This is a genomic window from Blautia sp. Marseille-P3087, assembly GCF_900120195.1.
Classification (GTDB): Bacteria; Bacillota; Clostridia; order Lachnospirales; family Lachnospiraceae; genus Blautia_A.
The window spans coordinates 250,454-268,076 of record NZ_LT635539.1; the positions used below are offsets into that span (position 1 = coordinate 250,454).

Here is a 17,623-nt window from a genome sequence, read left to right on the forward strand (position 1 = left end):
TACAAAAGGGCTGGAGGCTTTGCGGCCTCTGGCCTTTTTTGCATTGCATATCGACGCGAGAAAGGTGGTTACCGCATGTTTAAGGTAACATTTACATTTGAAAATGGCAGTGAGGTAGAAGCATTTGCCAATGCGGGGGATAATCTTCTGGAGGTTGCACGTGGTGCCAATGTAGCAATCGATGCCCCATGTTCCGGAAACGGAGCCTGTGGAAAGTGCCGAGTGCAGTTAAAAAGCGGAGAACTGGACTCAAAGAAAACACTTCATATTTCTGATGAGGAATTTGAGAAGGGCTGGCGTCTTGCATGTATGAGCAAGATCAGTGCTGACGTGGAAGTGCTGGTGCCGGATATCGCTTCTGCATACAAGAGCAGAATGAAAGTGGCTGACTTAAGTTCCAGGGAAGAAATTGCAATTTTTGAAAAAGCAAAAGATCAGGTAGAAGAAACCGGGATTCAGTTGAGAAACAGTCTGGAAGTAGTAGAACTTCAGATGAATGAACCTACTCTGGATGATACCATGCCGGATGTAGAAAGACTGACAAGAGCACTTCGGAAATTTATGAATCTGAAACGGATCAGAGTGCCATACACAGTTCTTCGTAAACTTCCGGATGTACTTCGTGCAAGTAAGTTTTCGGTAAAATGCGTTGTACGTGTGACTCCGGATGATATGTTTGTATACGATATTTTTGACAGCAAAGAAGACGTTGTAATGGGCGGACTTGCTGTGGATATAGGTACGACAACGGTTTCAGCTGTGATCATTGACATGGCAACAGGAGAAATCCTTGCAAAAAGTTCTTCCGGTAATGGTCAGATCCGTTATGGTGCAGATGTAATCAACCGTATCATTGAGACGACAAAACCGGGCGGAATCAAGAAACTGCAGGATGCAGTGATCAAAGAGACAATCAATCCGATGATCCATGAGATGTGCAGAAGCATTCATTTTCCGGAAAGCCAGATCTATCGTATGTGTGTGGCATCCAATACAACAATGAATCATCTGTTTGCAGGAATCAATGCAGATTATCTGCGTACAGAGCCGTATATTCCGGCATTCTTTAAGACAAATTCTCTGTTTGCATCGGATGTGGGAATTGAAATCAACAAAGATGCACACATCATCATGGCACCGAATATCGGAAGCTATGTCGGAGGAGATATTACAGCAGGTACTCTGGTAAGTATGATCTGGAACAGACCGGAGTTTTCACTGTTCATTGACCTTGGTACCAACGGCGAGCTTGTTTTTGGAAACTCTGATTTCATGATGAGTTGTGCCTGCTCAGCAGGACCTGCTTTTGAAGGTGGTGATATCAGTTGTGGTATGCGTGCAACTGACGGAGCTATTGAAGCATGTACAATCGACAAAGAAACGATGGAGCCGACTTACAAAGTTGTCGGTGAACCGGGTACGAAGCCAGTTGGATTATGTGGATCAGGTATCATTGATGTGATCAGTGAACTTTATATGACAGGAATTATCAATCCAAAGGGCAAATTTGTCCGTGAAGGAAAGAGAGTCCGTCACGACCATTATGGAATGGGAAGTTACGTGATCGCATTTGAAGAGGAAGCAGGATCTGCAAAAGATGTCGAGATCACAGAAGTAGATATTGACAACTTCATCCGTGCAAAAGGCGCAATTTTCTCAGCAATCCGCACAATGCTGTCATCACTGGACTTCGATGTATCCATGATAGACGATGTTTATGTTGCTGGTGGTATCGGAAGTGGAATCAATATGCAGAATGCAGTCAATATCGGAATGTTCCCGGATGTACCACTGGATAAATTCCATTATATTGGCAACTCTTCCCTGACTGGTGCATATCTGATGCTTCTTTCAACAGCAGCAGAGAAGAAAACATATGAGCTTGCATCCAATATGACTTATATGGAACTTTCGACAGTTCCGACTTACATGGATGAATTTGTGGGAGCCTGCTTTATCCCGCATACTGATGCATCCATGTTCCCTAACGTAAAACAGAGATAAGAGGTGTGTTATGAGTTCTGACGCAAAAACAACATTTGATCCGACAGAAAATGAATCTGTAGGAGATAAACTCGGATATGAAAAAGACAGCAAAGAACGTCTCCCATGGGAACATTATCTGAGCCAGTACAGAGACGCTGATCCAAAGGAAATTGCCACAAGACTTGGCATTTCTTACAATGAAGAAGAGAAGTATTTTACTTTAAAATTTCTCGGGACAGTATATCAGATTTCATGGCCGGATTTTGAGGTCAGTCATAAAGAGGATGATATGGGATTTTATCCTCTGGAAACTATGGTTTATGCCAGAACTCTGACCATTCGTTTTTTGCTGAACGGTGCCTTCACACAAGGTACCGGCAAATTTAAAACTTACAGGGAAATGCCATGGGGTGAGGTGTATCTCCGTCAGTTTGATGGCCGCTGCATTAAACGTCTGGCATTTTCCTATGGAAACCGTATTAAAGACTTTCAGGCAATCATGGAACATATGCATTGTGAACTGATAAATCATGGTGACATTGCATACCAGCTTGAAATCTTTCCGGGATATCTGGTGCAGATGATCCTGTGGGAGGGGGACGAAGAGTTTCCGCCATCCTCTCAGATCCTGTTTTCAGACAACTTCCCGGTATCCTTTCAGGCAGAAGATATGGCGGTTATGGGTGATGTGATCATCGGATCGCTGAAATCTTTTGCAAAAGTATTATAAATTTCTTGAAAAAAAGGCGGGTAGCCTTTTCATAAAGACATGCATAAATAAAGGAGGTAACTTTTATGGGATTCAAAAGTGACATCGAAATTGCACAGGAGTGCGAAATGCTTCCAATCACAAAAATTGCAGAAAAAGCAGGGATTGATGACAAATATCTGGAGCAGTATGGAAAATACAAAGCAAAGATTGACTACAATCTTCTGAGAGAAAGCGACAGAAAAGATGGCAAGCTGATCCTCATGACAGCAATCAACCCGACACCGGCAGGTGAAGGAAAGACTACTACAACCGTAGGTCTTGCTGATGCTATGCAGAAACTTGGAAAGAACGTTATGGTAGCACTTCGTGAGCCATCCCTCGGACCGGTATTCGGTGTTAAGGGCGGCGCAGCAGGCGGCGGATATGCACAGGTAGTTCCGATGGAAGACATCAACCTTCATTTTACAGGCGACTTCCATGCGATCGGCGCAGCAAACAACCTTCTTGCAGCAATGATCGATAACCATATTTTCCAGGGCAACGCACTGAACATTGACCCGAGAAAGATCACATGGAAGAGATGCGTGGACATGAACGACCGTCAGCTTCGTAACGTAGTAGACGGACTCGGCGGAAGAACAAACGGCATGCCGCGTGAAGACGGATACGACATCACCGTTGCATCCGAGATCATGGCGGTTCTCTGTCTTGCAAGCGACATCAAGGATCTGAAGGAAAGACTTTCCAGAATCATCATCGGATACACCTATGGTAAAGTATCTGAGCAGAAGCCGGTAACAGCCGGTGACCTTCATGCAGAGGGCGCTATGACAGCACTTCTGAAAGACGCCCTGAAACCGAACCTCGTTCAGACACTGGAACATGTTCCGGCGATCGTACATGGCGGACCTTTCGCAAACATTGCTCATGGATGTAACTCTGTAACAGCTACAAAGATGTGTATGAAGCTTGCTGATTACACAATCACAGAGGCTGGATTTGGTGCAGACCTCGGTGCAGAGAAATTCCTCGACATCAAGTGTCGTATGGCAGGACTGCATCCAAGCGCTGTTGTTATCGTAGCAACCGTACGTGCCCTGAAATACAATGGCGGCGTTCCGAAGGCAGACCTGAACAATGAAAATCTGGAAGCACTGGAGAAAGGTCTTCCGAACCTTCTGAAACATGTAAGCAACATCAAGAATGTATATAAGCTTCCTTGTGTTGTTGCAATCAATGCATTCCCGACAGATACCAAGGCAGAGCTTGACCTTGTAGAAGCAAAATGTAAAGAACTCGGCGTAAACGTAGCACTTTCCGAAGTATGGGCAAAAGGCGGCGAAGGCGGAATCAAACTTGCAGAAGAAGTTCTGCGTCTGGTTGAAGAGCCAAACGACTTTACTTATTCCTATGAACTGGAAGGCTCCATCGAGGACAAACTGAATCAGATCGTACAGAAAATCTACGGTGGCAAGAGAGTTGTACTTACAGCAAATGCCCAGAAACAGGCAAAACAGCTTGAGGCTCTTGGCTTCGGCAACTGCCCGATCTGCGTTGCTAAGACACAGTACAGCCTGACAGATGATCAGACAAAACTCGGTGCACCGACAGACTTCGAAGTTACAGTACGTAACCTGAAGATTTCCGCAGGTGCAGGATTTATCGTAGCCCTGACTGNTGAGGACAAACTGAACCAGATCGTACAGAAAATCTACGGCGGCAAGAGAGTTGTACTTACAGCAAATGCCCAGAAACAGGCAAAACAGCTCGAGGCTCTTGGCTTCGGCAACTGCCCGATCTGTGTGGCTAAGACACAGTACAGCCTGACAGATGATCAGACAAAACTCGGTGCACCGACAGACTTCGAAGTTACAGTACGTAACCTGAAGATTTCCGCAGGCGCAGGATTCATCGTAGCCCTGACAGGCGAGATCATGACCATGCCGGGACTGCCGAAAGTACCGGCTGCCGAAAGAATCGATGTAGATGAGACCGGAAAGATTACGGGACTTTTCTGATAAGAATTAAGTCCTATACTAAAAAGGTGTATTTTTGCTTTATAAAGCAAGGAAATTCAGTTTGGAACCTGTGAAAACCCTGAGGGGGAGCATCTCGAAGTTGCACAGGCCGGGAACTGCCCGTCAGCCCGTCAATGGTTTGACAACCTGTAAAAACCCTGAGGGGGAGCATCTCATAGTTGCGAAAGGCCGAAGCTCCCCCTCAGACTCCCCCTTTTTGGCCCCGCTGAAAAGATAAGAGCAAGTTGCGGAGATGTAATAGTTCGGCAATGCGTGTGATACTTGTATAGACAAGTACCGGGGAGTCTATGGTGTTGGTATTGAGATGTAACGTCGACTACCATTTGCTGACATTCCTACTCTGCGTGGCCAGGTGGGGAGCGCGAGGGGAGAGCGGCCTTCGCAACTTTGAGCGTCTCCCCTCGCAGGTTTTCTCATATTTCCAAATATGAACAGGTCTTCAGGATTAATCCTGAAAAATATAAAAGAAAATTGAAAGTATAGAAAAAAGAGCCTTTTATTAGGTACCCTTTTTTCAGGAGGAGAAAAAATGGGATTTTCCACAAGCACATGTACAGAATTTGTAGAGGTACTTGCCTCTAAAGCCCCGGTGCCGGGTGGCGGCGGAGCGTCTGCTCTGGTTGGTGCAGTAGGAACTGCACTTGGTAACATGGTAGGCAGCCTGACAGTAGGCAAGAAAAAATATGCAGATGTTGAAGATGAAATGTGGGAACTGAAAGCAAAATGCGATCAGCTTCAGAAAGATTTCCTGCGTCTGATCGAAAGAGATGCAGAAGTTTTTGAACCGCTTTCCAAAGCATATGGCATGCCAAGAGAAACAGAAGAAGAAAAAGCAGAAAAAGCACGCGTTATGGAAATCGTGCTGAAAGATGCATGTTCCGTTCCGATGGAGATCATGGAAAAATGCTGTGAAGCAATCGAGCTCATCGTAGAATTCGGTGCAAAAGGTTCCAAACTTGCAATCAGTGATGCAGGTGTTGGTGCAGCATTCTGCAAGGCGGCATTAAAAGGTGCCAGCCTGAATGTATACATCAATACAAAATCCATGGCTGACAGAGAATACGCAGAAGAATTAAACAAAAAAGCAGATGCAATGCTTGAAAAATATACAAAGATTGCAGATGAAACATTCGAAAGCGTTCTGGGACGTCTGAAATAGTATTCAGTGACATAATTATTAGCGGAGGAAATATAAAAAATGGCAAAGCAGTTATTAGGTAAAGAAGTAACAGCAGCACTGAACGAAAGAATTAAAGCAAACGTAGCTGAGTTACAGGGAAAGGGTGTTAATCCGACTCTGTGCATCATCCGTGTTGGCGAGAATCCAAGTGATATTTCTTATGAAAGAGGAGCAACAAAACGTTGCGAAACACTGGGCGTTGCATGTGAAAAAATTCTTCTTCCAGGAGATGTAACTCAGGACGAGCTTCTTGCAACTATCGATAAAGTAAATAAAGATGACCATATCCATGGCGTTCTTCTGTTCCGTCCACTTCCGAAACATCTGGATCAGGCAGTGATCGAGAATGCGCTTGCAGCAGAAAAAGACGTAGACTGCATGACAGATCTTTCTATGTCCGGTGTTTACACAGGAAAGAAAATCGGTTTCCCGCCATGTACACCACAGGCCTGTATGGAAATTCTTGATCATTACGGAATCGACTGCACAGGCAAAAAAGCCGTTGTTATCGGAAGAAGCCTTGTAGTTGGAAAACCTGCAGCAATGATGCTTGTTAAGAAAAATGCAACTGTAACAATCTGCCATACAAGAACAGTGGATATGCCATCTGTAGCAAGAGAGGCAGATATCGTGATCGTAGCAGCCGGCCGTGCTGGTGTTGTCGGTGCGGAATATGTAAAAGAAGGACAGACTATCATCGACGTAGGAATCAACGTAAATGCAGAAGGAAAACTTTGTGGTGATGTTGATTATGCAGCAGTTGAACCGATCGTTGATGCAATCACTCCGGTACCGGGCGGTGTTGGAAGTGTTACTACATCTGTTCTTGTAGGACATGTAGTAGAAGCTGCAATGAGAAAGGTTAATGGATGATAAGAAACAAAAAAGCAATACTCTTTTGTTCTCAGATAATACTGACAGGTGCCCTTTTGACAGGGGCACCTTGTCTGGCATCTGGGAGTGAACCGGAGCTGACATCAGTGGATACGACAGAAAGCGTATTTGGAAGCGCAGATACAGAAAATACAGAACCAGATCATTCCGGAGAAGGCCAGATTCATAAACCAGAAAGTTTAGAGGCACCGGATTATACATCGGATCCGGATTTTGTAGATGATTCTACAGACAATACGTATGGTTATTACACAATTATGGGCGAAACGACAGTTTCCCTTGCACAGATGACTTCACAGTATGAAGAACGCGGCGTAGAATACCCGGCAGCAACCTTGAAAGAAGGCGGAGCATCAACCATCGATGAATTTTGCACAATAATTCTTGAGGAAGCGAACGCGGAAGGTGTACGTGGAGAAGTTGTATATGAACAGGCAATGCTGGAAACCGGATGGCTTCAATATGGAGGAGATTCCGGTGCATCACAGTTTAATTTTGCAGGCATTGGAACGACCGGAGGCGGAGTTGCCGGGGTATCTTATCCTGATGTCCGTACAGGAATCCGCGCACAGGTGCAGCATCTGAAGGCTTATGCATGTGAGGAAGCGCTCAATCAGGACTGTGTAGATACAAGATTTGACCTTGTGGCCAGAGGCAGTGCGCCTTATGTAGAATGGCTCGGACAGCAGGAAAATCCGAATGGCGGAGGATGGGCGGCCGGATCTGATTACGGAGAAAAACTTAGAAAATTACTTGCTCAGCTGAAAGCTGAATGATAAAAATATAGACAGAAAACACAGAACAGAGGTTTGAAATAAAGTACAAAACAAAAATACCAGAGGATTATCAGATTAAAAAGTATATCTGATAATATCTCTGGTATTTATATATAAAAGAAAATCTTTAATAATATTTCCTGTAAAAGAGCTGGAAATATATCAGTTAAGTTCGATGTCAACAAGTCCCTTCGGTGGAAGTTTCTTAGAACAGGAAGCAAGGAATTTCTTCAGTTCTTTCGAAGATTTTGCAACCGGTACATTGGTTCCGGCACCGCCCATACATCCACCAGGGCATGCCATACCTTCAATCATACAGCCATTGAGTTTGCCGGCTTTGGCAAGCGCGAGGACTTTTTTGCATTCGGCAAGACTTTCTGCATGTTCGATGTGAACCGGTACATCCGGATAATATTCTTTCAGACATGCTTCGATAGCTCCTGCAACACCGCCTGCAACAGCGTAACCACGTCCGGCTGCCGTTGCATCATGGAGTGAACCATCTTCTTCAAAAGAAGCAGGATCAATTTCACGTGCATCAAACATGGCATCCAGTTCTTCGAAGGTAAGAACAAAATCAACATCACTGCGGACGGTACGGCGCATTGCCTCAAGCTTTTTGGAAGCGCATGGTCCGATAAAAACAACTTTTGCGTCAGGCTGTTCCTGTTTTACCTTACGTGCAGTGGCAACCATCGGTGTCAGTTCCTGAGAAATATTGTCGATCATGGTCGGGAAAAATTTCTTTGCCATCATGGACCAGGATGGACAGCAGGAGGTCAGAAGGAACGGAAGATTACCGGTAGCGACTTCTTTGGCATAATGGTGTGCTTCGGAAATTGCACCGACATCAGCACCGAAAGCAACTTCATGTACATCGGAAAAGCCCAGAACCTGCAGCGCGGTTTTAAATTTACCTGGCGTTACATCATCGCCAAACTGACTGATATATGCCGGGGCAACGATCGCAATAATTTTGTCTCCGTCGCGAAGCGCGTGAGAAAGCTGGAAAATCTGAGATTTATCAGAAATTGCACCAAACGGGCAGCTTACCATACACATACCACATGATACACATTTGTCTTCCAGAATGCTTGCACGGCCCTGCTCATCACTTCCAATCGCTTTGACTCCACATGCCTGCTCGCATGGACGTACGTTGTGTGAGATGGCATCGTATGGACAGGCTGCCTTGCATTTGCCGCATTTGATACATTTTTCCTGATCGATATAAGATTTGCCGTCTTTCATGGAAATCGCACCTTTTGGACATGCCTGCATACATGGATGAGCTACACAGCCACGGCACATATTGCTGACAATGTATTTGTTTGGCGGGCAGGCTGCACATGCAGATGGGATGACCTGCATAAGAGGCGGCTCATAATATTTTTCGTTGATATTGCTGGCTGCAAGACCGTCTGTCAGATGGACGGCTTTGTTTTCCGGGCGAAGAGAAAGTCCCATGGCAAGACGGACTCTTTCGCTGGCAACAGCGCGCTCTCTGTAGATACTTTCACGGTATTTGGCTTTTTCTTCCACGATATTGTAAGGAATTGCTTCAATATCATGAATCAGAGTTTCGTCAGAAGATTCGAATCCGGCTTTAGCAACTTCGGCAAAGACTTTGTGTCGGATTGCCCTGACTGGTGTGTCATAATTTCGCATATATATATCTCCTTAAACTTAATAAGAAATTTTTTCATCTACCTTTCACTATAATAGTGGAAAGAAATTCCAAAAGCAATAAATATTATGTATTTTTACAAGCACAAAAGCCTGAATAGAAATATATTTTGAACAAAGTTGCATATGAATAACAAATTATGCAAAAGTTAGATGAAGAAAACAAGATTGATAAAAAATTATACAATATGTTAAAAACATCACGAAAAAGTCGCGAAAAATAAAAAAATATAATAAATTAATTCAAAATATCTATATTTTCCTTGTTTAAAATATATATTTAATGTATAATTGGAGCTAACAAAGCTGTGTAAATTAGACAAAAACGATGAACGCAGGAAAATCTATTTTCAAACAAGGAGGGAATTGAATGTTAGATCAGTCTTATTACGCGAAGACAGATGAGATCATCGAGCATTACGGACGTAAACCGGCATCACTGATTCCGATTATGCAGGACATTCAGGCAGAATACCGTTATCTTCCGGGAGAGCTTCTGACCTATGTCGCATCAAAGATAGGAGTTACTGAGGCTAAGGCGTACAGTGTAGCTACTTTCTATGAGAATTTTTCTTTTGAGCCGAAAGGAAAATATGTGATCAAAGTCTGTGACGGAACTGCCTGTCATGTGCGTAAATCCATGCCGGTTAAGGAAGCGTTGATGAAAGAGCTTGGACTTAGTAATAAGAAGCATACGACGGACGATATGCTTTTTACAGTAGAAACCGTATCCTGTCTTGGTGCGTGCGGACTGGCACCAACACTTACGGTTAATGATGAAGTACACCCGAAGATGACACCAGAAAAGGCAATCGATCTGTTAAATGAATTGAGAGGTGAGACGGTATGAGTATTGTGAGTAAAGAAGATCTGCTCAACAAGCAGACTGAAGCAAAAAATACCCTGAAATCCTTTACCTGTCGTGTACTTGTCTGTTCCGGTACAGGATGTATTGCTTCCGGCGCACAGAAGATTTACGACGAAATGATGAAATTATGCGAGAATCTGGATTGGGTAAGCGTGGAAATGCAGAAAGATATTCCGCATGTCGGTGTTGTTAAGACCGGATGTCAGGGACTTTGCGAGCTTGGCCCTCTTATGAAAATCGAGCCTTACGATTATCAGTATGTGCATGTACAGGTGGAAGACTGTAAGGAAATCGTAGAGCGTACGGTTATGGAAGGCCAGCCGGTAAGCAGACTGTTTTATCGTGATCATGATACCGTCTGTCCACATCCATCTGATATTCCGTTCCTGAATCAGCAGACAAGAATCGTTCTTGAAAACTGTGGAAATATCGATGCAGAATCTATTGATGAATATATTGCAGCCGGTGGATTTCAGGCTATGGCAAAAGCTTTCTTTGATATGTCTCCGCAGGAGGTTATCGATGAAGTGACAAAATCCGGTCTTCGCGGACGTGGCGGAGCCGGTTTCCCTGCCGGTAAGAAATGGTCACAGGTAGCCCGTCAGAAAGAAAAAGTCCGCTACGTTGTATGTAACGGTGACGAGGGTGATCCGGGTGCATTTATGGATGGCTCCGTAATGGAAGGTGATCCATATAAGATGATCGAAGGTATGGTCATTGCAGCATATGCAGTAGGCGCTGAGAATGGATATATTTATGTACGTGCAGAATATCCTCTTTCCGTAAAACGTCTCCGCATGGCTATCGAGCAGGCGGAAGCGTATGGTCTCCTCGGTGACAATATCCTTGGTTCTGGAATAAATTTCCACTTACATATCAATCGTGGAGCCGGCGCGTTTGTCTGTGGTGAAGGTTCTGCCCTTACCGCATCCATCGAAGGAAAGCGTGGTATGCCGCGTGTAAAACCGCCGCGTACCGTAGAAAAAGGACTCTGGGAAAAACCAACAGTTCTTAATAACGTAGAGACATATGCAAATGTTCCGAAGATCATTCTTCAGGGTGCTGACTGGTTCCGTACCATCGGTACAGAAGGAAGCCCGGGAACAAAGACTTTCTCCCTGACCGGTGCGATCGAAAACACAGGTCTTATCGAAGTTCCGATGGGAACAAGCCTTCGTCATATTATTTATGATATCGGTGGCGGTTTAAAGAGCGGAGCGGCATTCAAGGGTGTACAGATAGGTGGACCTTCCGGTGGATGTCTGATTGAAGATCAGATCGACCGTCCACTTGATTTTGACTCCGTAAAATCGCTGGATGCGATCATGGGTTCCGGTGGACTGGTAGTAATGGACGAAAACACCTGTATGGTAGAAGTGGCCAGATTCTTTATGAACTTTACACAGCGTGAAAGCTGCGGCAAATGTGTTCCATGTCGTGAAGGAACCAAACGTATGCTGGAAATCCTCGAAAGAATCGTAGAAGGAAAGGGCGAAATGTCCGACCTTGATGAACTGGAAGAACTTGCGACCATGGTTCAGAGCATGGCTCTCTGCGGACTTGGAAAGAGTGCACCGCTTCCGGTAATCAGTACTCTGAAACGTTTCCGCGATGAATATGAAGAACACATCCGTGACAAGAAATGTCGTGCAAAAGTCTGCACTGCACTTCGTCAGTTCCATATCAATCCGGAATTCTGTATTGGCTGCGGCAAGTGTGCGAAGAACTGTCCGGCAGCAGCAATATCCGGAAAGATCAAACATCCGTATCATATCGACAATGAGCTTTGTATTAAGTGCGGTACCTGTAAGGATAACTGTAACTTTGATGCAATTTATGTGGAAGCATAGGAAGGGGGCTGACTTATGGGTACAATGACAATTGACGGTAGAAAAGTGGAATTTACCGATGAAAAAAATATCCTTACCGTGATCCGTAACGCAGGCATCAACATTCCGACACTGTGCTATCATTCAGAGATTTCCACATTCGGAGCCTGTCGTTTATGTACGGTTGAAGATGACAGAGGCAAAACATTTGCATCCTGTTCCGAACAGCCGAGAGATGGAATGGTAATTTATACAAATACCGGAAGACTGAGAAACTATCGTAAGCTGATCGTGGAGCTGCTTCTTGCAGCACACTGCCGTGACTGTACAACCTGTATCAAGAGCGGTGAATGTGTACTTCAGGAACTGGCACATCGTCTCGGAGTAAGAAACATCCGATTCGAAAATACAAGAGAGCATCATGAACTGGATTTCAGTTCGCCATCCATAGTACGTGATCCGAATAAATGTATCCTCTGCGGCAACTGTGTACGTGCCTGCGAGGAGATTCAGGGAATCGGAGCACTTGGATTTGCATTCCGTGGAACAGAAGCTATGGTTATGCCGGCATTCAACAAAAAGATTGCAGAAACACAGTGCGTAAACTGTGGCCAGTGCCGTGTATTCTGTCCGACCGGAGCGATTTCCATTCATACAAATTCTGATAAAGTCTGGAAGGCTCTGGCGGATCCGGAAATCCGTGTGGTTGCACAGATCGCTCCGGCAGTTCGTGTAGCCGTTGGTGACCATTACGGCCTCCAGAAAGGCAGAAGTGTAATGGGCAAAATCGTCAATGCACTTCACCGTATGGGATTTGATGAAGTTTATGATACAAGTTTCAGTGCTGACCTTACCATTATGGAAGAAACAGCGGAGTTCCTGGATCGAATCGAAAAAGGAGAAAAACTTCCTCTTCTGACATCCTGTTGTCCTGCATGGGTAAAATTCATCACTGACCAGTATCAGGAATTTATTCCGAATCTTTCTACCTGCAGATCTCCACAGGGAATGATGTCCGCAGTAATTAAAGAATATTTCCGTGATCCGGAGCATGCAGCAGGAAAGAAGACCATTATGGTTTCTGTTATGCCATGTACTGCAAAGAAAGCAGAAGCAGTTCGTCCGAACAGCTATACACATGGAGAGAAAGATACGGATATCGTTATTACGACCACAGAACTGATCCGTATGATTGATAACTTTGGTCTTGACTTTGCATCTCTGGATCCGGAAGCATGTGATATGCCATTTGGATTTGGTTCCGGCGGTGGTGTAATCTTTGGTGTTACCGGTGGTGTTACAGAGGCAGTTCTCCGTCGTCTGAATCCGGATCATTCCAAGGAAACCATGAATGAAATCGCAGAGTGCGGTGTTCGTGGAGAAGAAGGCATCAAAGAATTTACGGTTCCGTATAAAGGAATTGATGTAAAAGTCTGCGTTGCCAGCGGTCTTGCAAATGCAAGAATCGTTATGGATCGTGTAAAGAACGGCGAAGCCGAGTATCATCTGATTGAGATCATGGCATGTCGTCGTGGATGTATCATGGGTGGCGGCCAGCCGACCAGAGCAGGTGACAGAACCAAGTATGCGAGAGCAAAAGGTCTGTACAATGCAGATAATACTATGATCATCAAAAAGTCCGATGAGAACCCGCTTGTACAGGAACTGTATGCCGGATTGCTCAAAGGCAAGGAGCATGAACTGCTTCATAATGAGTTTTATTGATTTGTAATTTGAGGGTATGATGAGAGTAATGTGATATAACACCAAGGTGAGGGGCATATCACTGAGGTGCAATGAGAAGAGCTGACACGGGATCTGTCCCTGCAACCGGCTTGCGTTTCTCGAAATTCTTTCGTTCGCCTATTGATAACTGCTTTTGCAAACTCGCGCTGAAGCGCTCAGACAGTGCAACGCAGTTATCGCTGGAACGAAAAAATTTCGGAAGCCGCACCAGGTTACAGGAGACAGATCCCGGTCAGCTCTTTCTAGTTCCTCATGTTTTATGATTGCCACCTCGGCTGTTATATCGTAAAATCTCAAAATACCCTCAAGTTCAAATGAATCAAGCATTATGACTCCAGTTCATTAGAACTCCCGGTAGGGGCGTCCCGCCCCGGCCCTGAGCCGACTTCGCATCTAGGCAAATTTTTGACGGGTGCGATGAAATTAAATTGTGTGGAGGGGATACCAATTCACAGAAAGAAAGGCAGGCGGTCCGGGGACTCAGCGAGGCTTCCCAGTGAACGACTGTGCCAGCGATGAGTGATTTTGTTCTGTTTGAGCGTCAGCGAGTTAACAAAATTACTCATCCATAGGCGCACGGGAGGACACAGGAAACGAAGCGTGTCACCGGACCGCCTGCCTTTCTTTTGTGAGCTTATATATCCCCTCCCCGCAAATTCCTTCATCCACCCTTGCACAAAAATTCCCGATACGATACAATAAAACAAAAAACATAAAAACAAAAATACACAACACGAAGGAGTGCAACCGACATGCGTGAAATACAAGCATCCATGATTACGGACACCATCGAGAGACTTTGCATCGAAGCCAATCAGGTGCTTCCGGATGATATCAAAAAATCCATCCAGGCCTGTCGTTCCTGTGAGGACGGACAGATTGCCTGTGGCATCCTTGACAACATTATCGAAAATTACGAAATTGCCGAGAACGAACAGGTTCCAATCTGTCAGGATACCGGAATGGCCTGCGTTTTCCTTGAAATCGGACAGGACGTACATATAACAGGCGGAGACCTGAGCGAGGCAGTAGACGAAGGCGTACGCCGCGGCTACACCAACGGTTATCTGCGTAAATCCGTTGTCAAAGATCCGGTTCGCAGAGGAAACACCGGCGATAATACACCGGCAATGCTTTATACAGAAATCGTTCCGGGCGAAAACATCAAAATCACCGTTGGTCCGAAAGGCTTCGGAAGTGAAAACATGAGTGCAATCCGCATGTTTAAGCCATCCGCAGGAATCGAAGGAATTAAAGATTTTATCATCGAAACTGTAGAGACAGCAGGCCCAAACCCATGTCCTCCGATGGTTGTCGGAGTAGGAATCGGCGGTACTTTTGATAAGGCAGCTCTCCTTGCAAAAAAGGCTCTGATGCGCCCGATAGATACCGAAAACGAGGATCCATACTATGCAGACCTTGAGAAAGAAATGCTGGAAAAAATCAACCAGCTTGGTATCGGACCGCAGGGATTCGGAGGAAGAACAACTGCACTTGGTCTGAACATCGAGACCATGCCGACTCACATTGCCGGCATGCCATGTGCGATCAATATCAGCTGCCATGTGACAAGACATAAAACGGAGGTGATCTGAAAATGGAACGACATATTACACTTCCCCTGACAGAAGAACTTGCAAAAAGCCTTCATGCCGGTGATACCGTTTACCTTACCGGAACCATTTACACCTCCCGTGATGCCGGACACAAGAGAATGTGCGAGGCACTTGCCAGAGGAGAAGAACTTCCTTTTGATCCGAAAGATGCAACGATTTATTATGTAGGACCGACTCCGGCAAAACCGGGACAGGTTATCGGTTCCGCAGGACCGACTACAAGCGGACGAATGGATGCCTATGCACCGACCATGATGTCCGTGGGTGCACGAGGTATGATCGGAAAAGGAGCCCGCCTTCCGGAAGTTATAGAAGCAATGAAAAAATATAATGGAGTTTATTTTGGCGCAATCGGCGGAGCAGGCGCACTTCTTGCAAAATGCATCAAAAAAGCAGAACTGGTGGCTTATGAAGATCTCCAATCAGAGGCACTTCGTCGTCTTTATGTCGAAGAAATGCCACTGGTAGTCATCATTGACTGCGAAGGAAACAATCTTTACGAACAGGGAAGAGAATCATACCTGAAAGAACATGGTACAAAAGAATCATAAATCTTGTGCACAACATGAATTAGCTGTGCAGATTTATTCTATAAGAAAACAGACAAAATCATAACAGAAGCCCCTTATGCATATATATGTAACAATACATGGGATTGTGTGAGTATATGCAAGGGGGCTTTTTTATGGAAAAATTTCAGGTTTACCGGGATATTCAGGCAAGAACCGGCGGTGATATATACATAGGCGTTGTAGGACCCGTCCGCACCGGAAAATCCACATTTATCCGCAGATTCATGGAGCTGGTTGCACTGCCGGAGATGGAACCGGCAAAACAGGCAGAAGTACGTGACCAGCTTCCACTAAGTGGATCCGGAAAACTGATCACGACAGTTGAACCGAAATTCATACCGAAAGAGGCAGTGGAAGTGCCTCTCGGAGATGAGCAGAAAGTCCGTATCCGTCTGATCGACTGCGTCGGCTTTCTGGTAAAAGATGCCAGCGGACACATCGAAGAAGGAAAAGAACGAATGGTAAAGACCCCGTGGTTTGAAAAAGCAATTCCGTTTCATGAAGCAGCAGAGACCGGAACACGTAAAGTTATCGAGGAACATGCCACGATCGGCCTTGTGATTACGACGGATGGCAGCTTCGGGGAACTGCCAAGGGAAAACTTTGTCGAAGCAGAGGCAGCGACCATCAGTCAGTTAAAAAAACAACGCAAGCCATTTCTGCTTCTTGTGAATTCTCAGGCACCGTACAAAGAAGAAACACAGGAACTTGTCCACTCCCTTGAGAAAAAATATGGTGTCATTACCATGGCAGCAAACTGTGAACAGCTTCGCAAAGAAGATGTTACCAAAATTCTTTCGAATGTGTTGTATGAATTTCCGGTGACAGAGATTCAGTTTTTTGTTCCGAAATGGGTGGAGATGCTTCCGTCAGATCACGAGCTGAAAGCACAGATTCTGGACTGCATTCGCACGAAGATGAAAGGATTTCATCATATCAAAGACATTACCAGAGAATCAGTCACTCTCGGAATTCCGTGTGTGCAGGAAACCATGCTTGAGGAAGTCAGCCTGTCGAGCGGGTGTGTCCGTGTCCGGGTGCAGGTCAAAGATGAATATTATTATAAAATACTCAGTGAAATGAGCGGAATTCAGATGGAGAGCGAATATGATCTGATCCACACGATGAAAGAACTTGCGGCAATGAAAAAACAGTACGTAAAAGTGCAGTCGGCACTGGAAGCAGTTCGCGATACCGGCTATGGTGTTGTTGTTCCGGAGCTTGATGAAATTCAGATTGAGGATCCGTCCGTGATCCGGCAGGGAAGCAAATTCGGAGTAAAAATTAAGTCAAAAAGTCCATCTGTCCATATGATCAAAGCAGAAATCGAGACGGAGATCGCGCCGATCGTAGGCACGGAGCAGCAGGCAAAAGATCTGATCCAGTACATTGGCGAGAGTGGACAAAGAGGCGAAAGCATCTGGGAGACCAATATTTTCGGAAAATCCATCGAGCAGCTTGTGCAGGATGGCATCCGCAGTAAAATTGCCTCGATAGGTGAAGAAAGCCAGTCAAAATTGCAGGATACCATGCAGAAAATTGTCAACGACAGCAAAGGCGGCATGGTCTGCATTATCATCTGAATATTATAAAAAATATAGATATTCTCCATAGTTTATGAAAACACATGATATCATATGAGTAATATGATGCCATGTGTTTTTGCTTACTAAAAAGGCTGGAATGTCGAAAAATGTCGAGAAGATTAAGTGGTTTTAG

General features: G+C 45.0%; 13 protein-coding genes. 12 read left to right on the forward strand and 1 reads right to left on the reverse strand.

The genetic code is table 11. The features are described 5' to 3' along the window. Positions 1 to 75: 75 nt before the first annotated feature. The 6 genes from acsV to BQ7344_RS01165 all read left to right on the forward strand — a co-directional run bounded on the left by acsV (position 76) and on the right by BQ7344_RS01165 (position 7,587). Entirely contained in the window at positions 76 to 2,004 is a 1,929-nt protein-coding gene (gene acsV, locus BQ7344_RS01140) for a corrinoid activation/regeneration protein AcsV (protein ID WP_072521059.1), read from the forward strand. 10 nt (positions 2,005 to 2,014) lie between these two features. After that, positions 2,015 to 2,716, forward strand: coding sequence for a DUF3786 domain-containing protein (locus BQ7344_RS01145; RefSeq protein WP_083585457.1), 702 nt, complete (start codon positions 2,015 to 2,017; stop codon positions 2,714 to 2,716). 65 nt (positions 2,717 to 2,781) lie between these two features. Continuing rightward, positions 2,782 to 4,716: a formate--tetrahydrofolate ligase gene (locus BQ7344_RS01150; protein ID WP_072521060.1), complete on the forward strand. Its 1,935-nt coding sequence runs from the start codon at positions 2,782 to 2,784 to the stop codon at positions 4,714 to 4,716. A gap of 550 nt (positions 4,717 to 5,266) precedes the next feature. After that, positions 5,267 to 5,896: a cyclodeaminase/cyclohydrolase family protein gene (locus tag BQ7344_RS01155; RefSeq protein WP_015542880.1), complete on the forward strand. Its 630-nt coding sequence runs from the start codon at positions 5,267 to 5,269 to the stop codon at positions 5,894 to 5,896. A 39-nt stretch (positions 5,897 to 5,935) separates the two neighbouring features. After that, positions 5,936 to 6,790, forward strand: a complete 855-nt coding sequence (locus BQ7344_RS01160; protein WP_072521061.1) for a bifunctional 5,10-methylenetetrahydrofolate dehydrogenase/5,10-methenyltetrahydrofolate cyclohydrolase — start codon at positions 5,936 to 5,938, stop codon at positions 6,788 to 6,790. Continuing rightward, on the forward strand, positions 6,787 to 7,587 hold the full coding sequence (locus BQ7344_RS01165; RefSeq protein WP_072521062.1) for a glucosaminidase domain-containing protein: 801 nt from the start codon (positions 6,787 to 6,789) through the stop codon (positions 7,585 to 7,587). The genes BQ7344_RS01160 and BQ7344_RS01165 overlap by 4 nt, the downstream gene beginning before the upstream one ends. A 162-nt stretch (positions 7,588 to 7,749) precedes the next feature. Here BQ7344_RS01165 and BQ7344_RS01170 read toward each other — a convergent pair whose 3' ends face one another. Then, a complete protein-coding gene (locus BQ7344_RS01170) occupies positions 7,750 to 9,255 on the reverse strand; it encodes a 4Fe-4S dicluster domain-containing protein (protein WP_072521063.1) in 1,506 nt (501 codons plus the stop codon). Between the two features lie 388 nt (positions 9,256 to 9,643). Between BQ7344_RS01170 and BQ7344_RS01175 the strand changes: the two genes are divergently transcribed. From BQ7344_RS01175 to spoIVA, 6 genes are all read left to right on the forward strand, one after another. Next, positions 9,644 to 10,123 carry a complex I 24 kDa subunit family protein gene (locus BQ7344_RS01175; protein ID WP_072521064.1) on the forward strand — a complete coding sequence of 160 codons (480 nt, stop codon included), beginning with the start codon at positions 9,644 to 9,646 and terminating at the stop codon, positions 10,121 to 10,123. Beyond that, on the forward strand, positions 10,120 to 11,991 hold the full coding sequence (locus tag BQ7344_RS01180; protein WP_072521065.1) for an NADH-quinone oxidoreductase subunit NuoF: 1,872 nt from the start codon (positions 10,120 to 10,122) through the stop codon (positions 11,989 to 11,991). Before BQ7344_RS01175 ends, BQ7344_RS01180 begins: the two co-directional genes overlap by 4 nt. A gap of 15 nt (positions 11,992 to 12,006) precedes the next feature. Then, positions 12,007 to 13,695, forward strand: a complete 1,689-nt coding sequence (locus tag BQ7344_RS01185) for a [FeFe] hydrogenase, group A (protein ID WP_072521066.1) — start codon at positions 12,007 to 12,009, stop codon at positions 13,693 to 13,695. A 773-nt stretch (positions 13,696 to 14,468) separates the two neighbouring features. Then, complete coding sequence (locus BQ7344_RS01190) at positions 14,469 to 15,311, forward strand: fumarate hydratase (RefSeq protein WP_072521067.1); 843 nt, start codon at positions 14,469 to 14,471, stop codon at positions 15,309 to 15,311. Positions 15,312 to 15,313: 2 nt separating this feature from the next. Continuing rightward, positions 15,314 to 15,883 carry a Fe-S-containing hydro-lyase gene (locus tag BQ7344_RS01195; protein ID WP_072521068.1) on the forward strand — a complete coding sequence of 190 codons (570 nt, stop codon included), beginning with the start codon at positions 15,314 to 15,316 and terminating at the stop codon, positions 15,881 to 15,883. A gap of 134 nt (positions 15,884 to 16,017) precedes the next feature. Beyond that, complete coding sequence (gene spoIVA, locus BQ7344_RS01200; RefSeq protein ID WP_072521069.1) at positions 16,018 to 17,487, forward strand: stage IV sporulation protein A; 1,470 nt, start codon at positions 16,018 to 16,020, stop codon at positions 17,485 to 17,487. Positions 17,488 to 17,623: the final 136 nt, after the last annotated feature.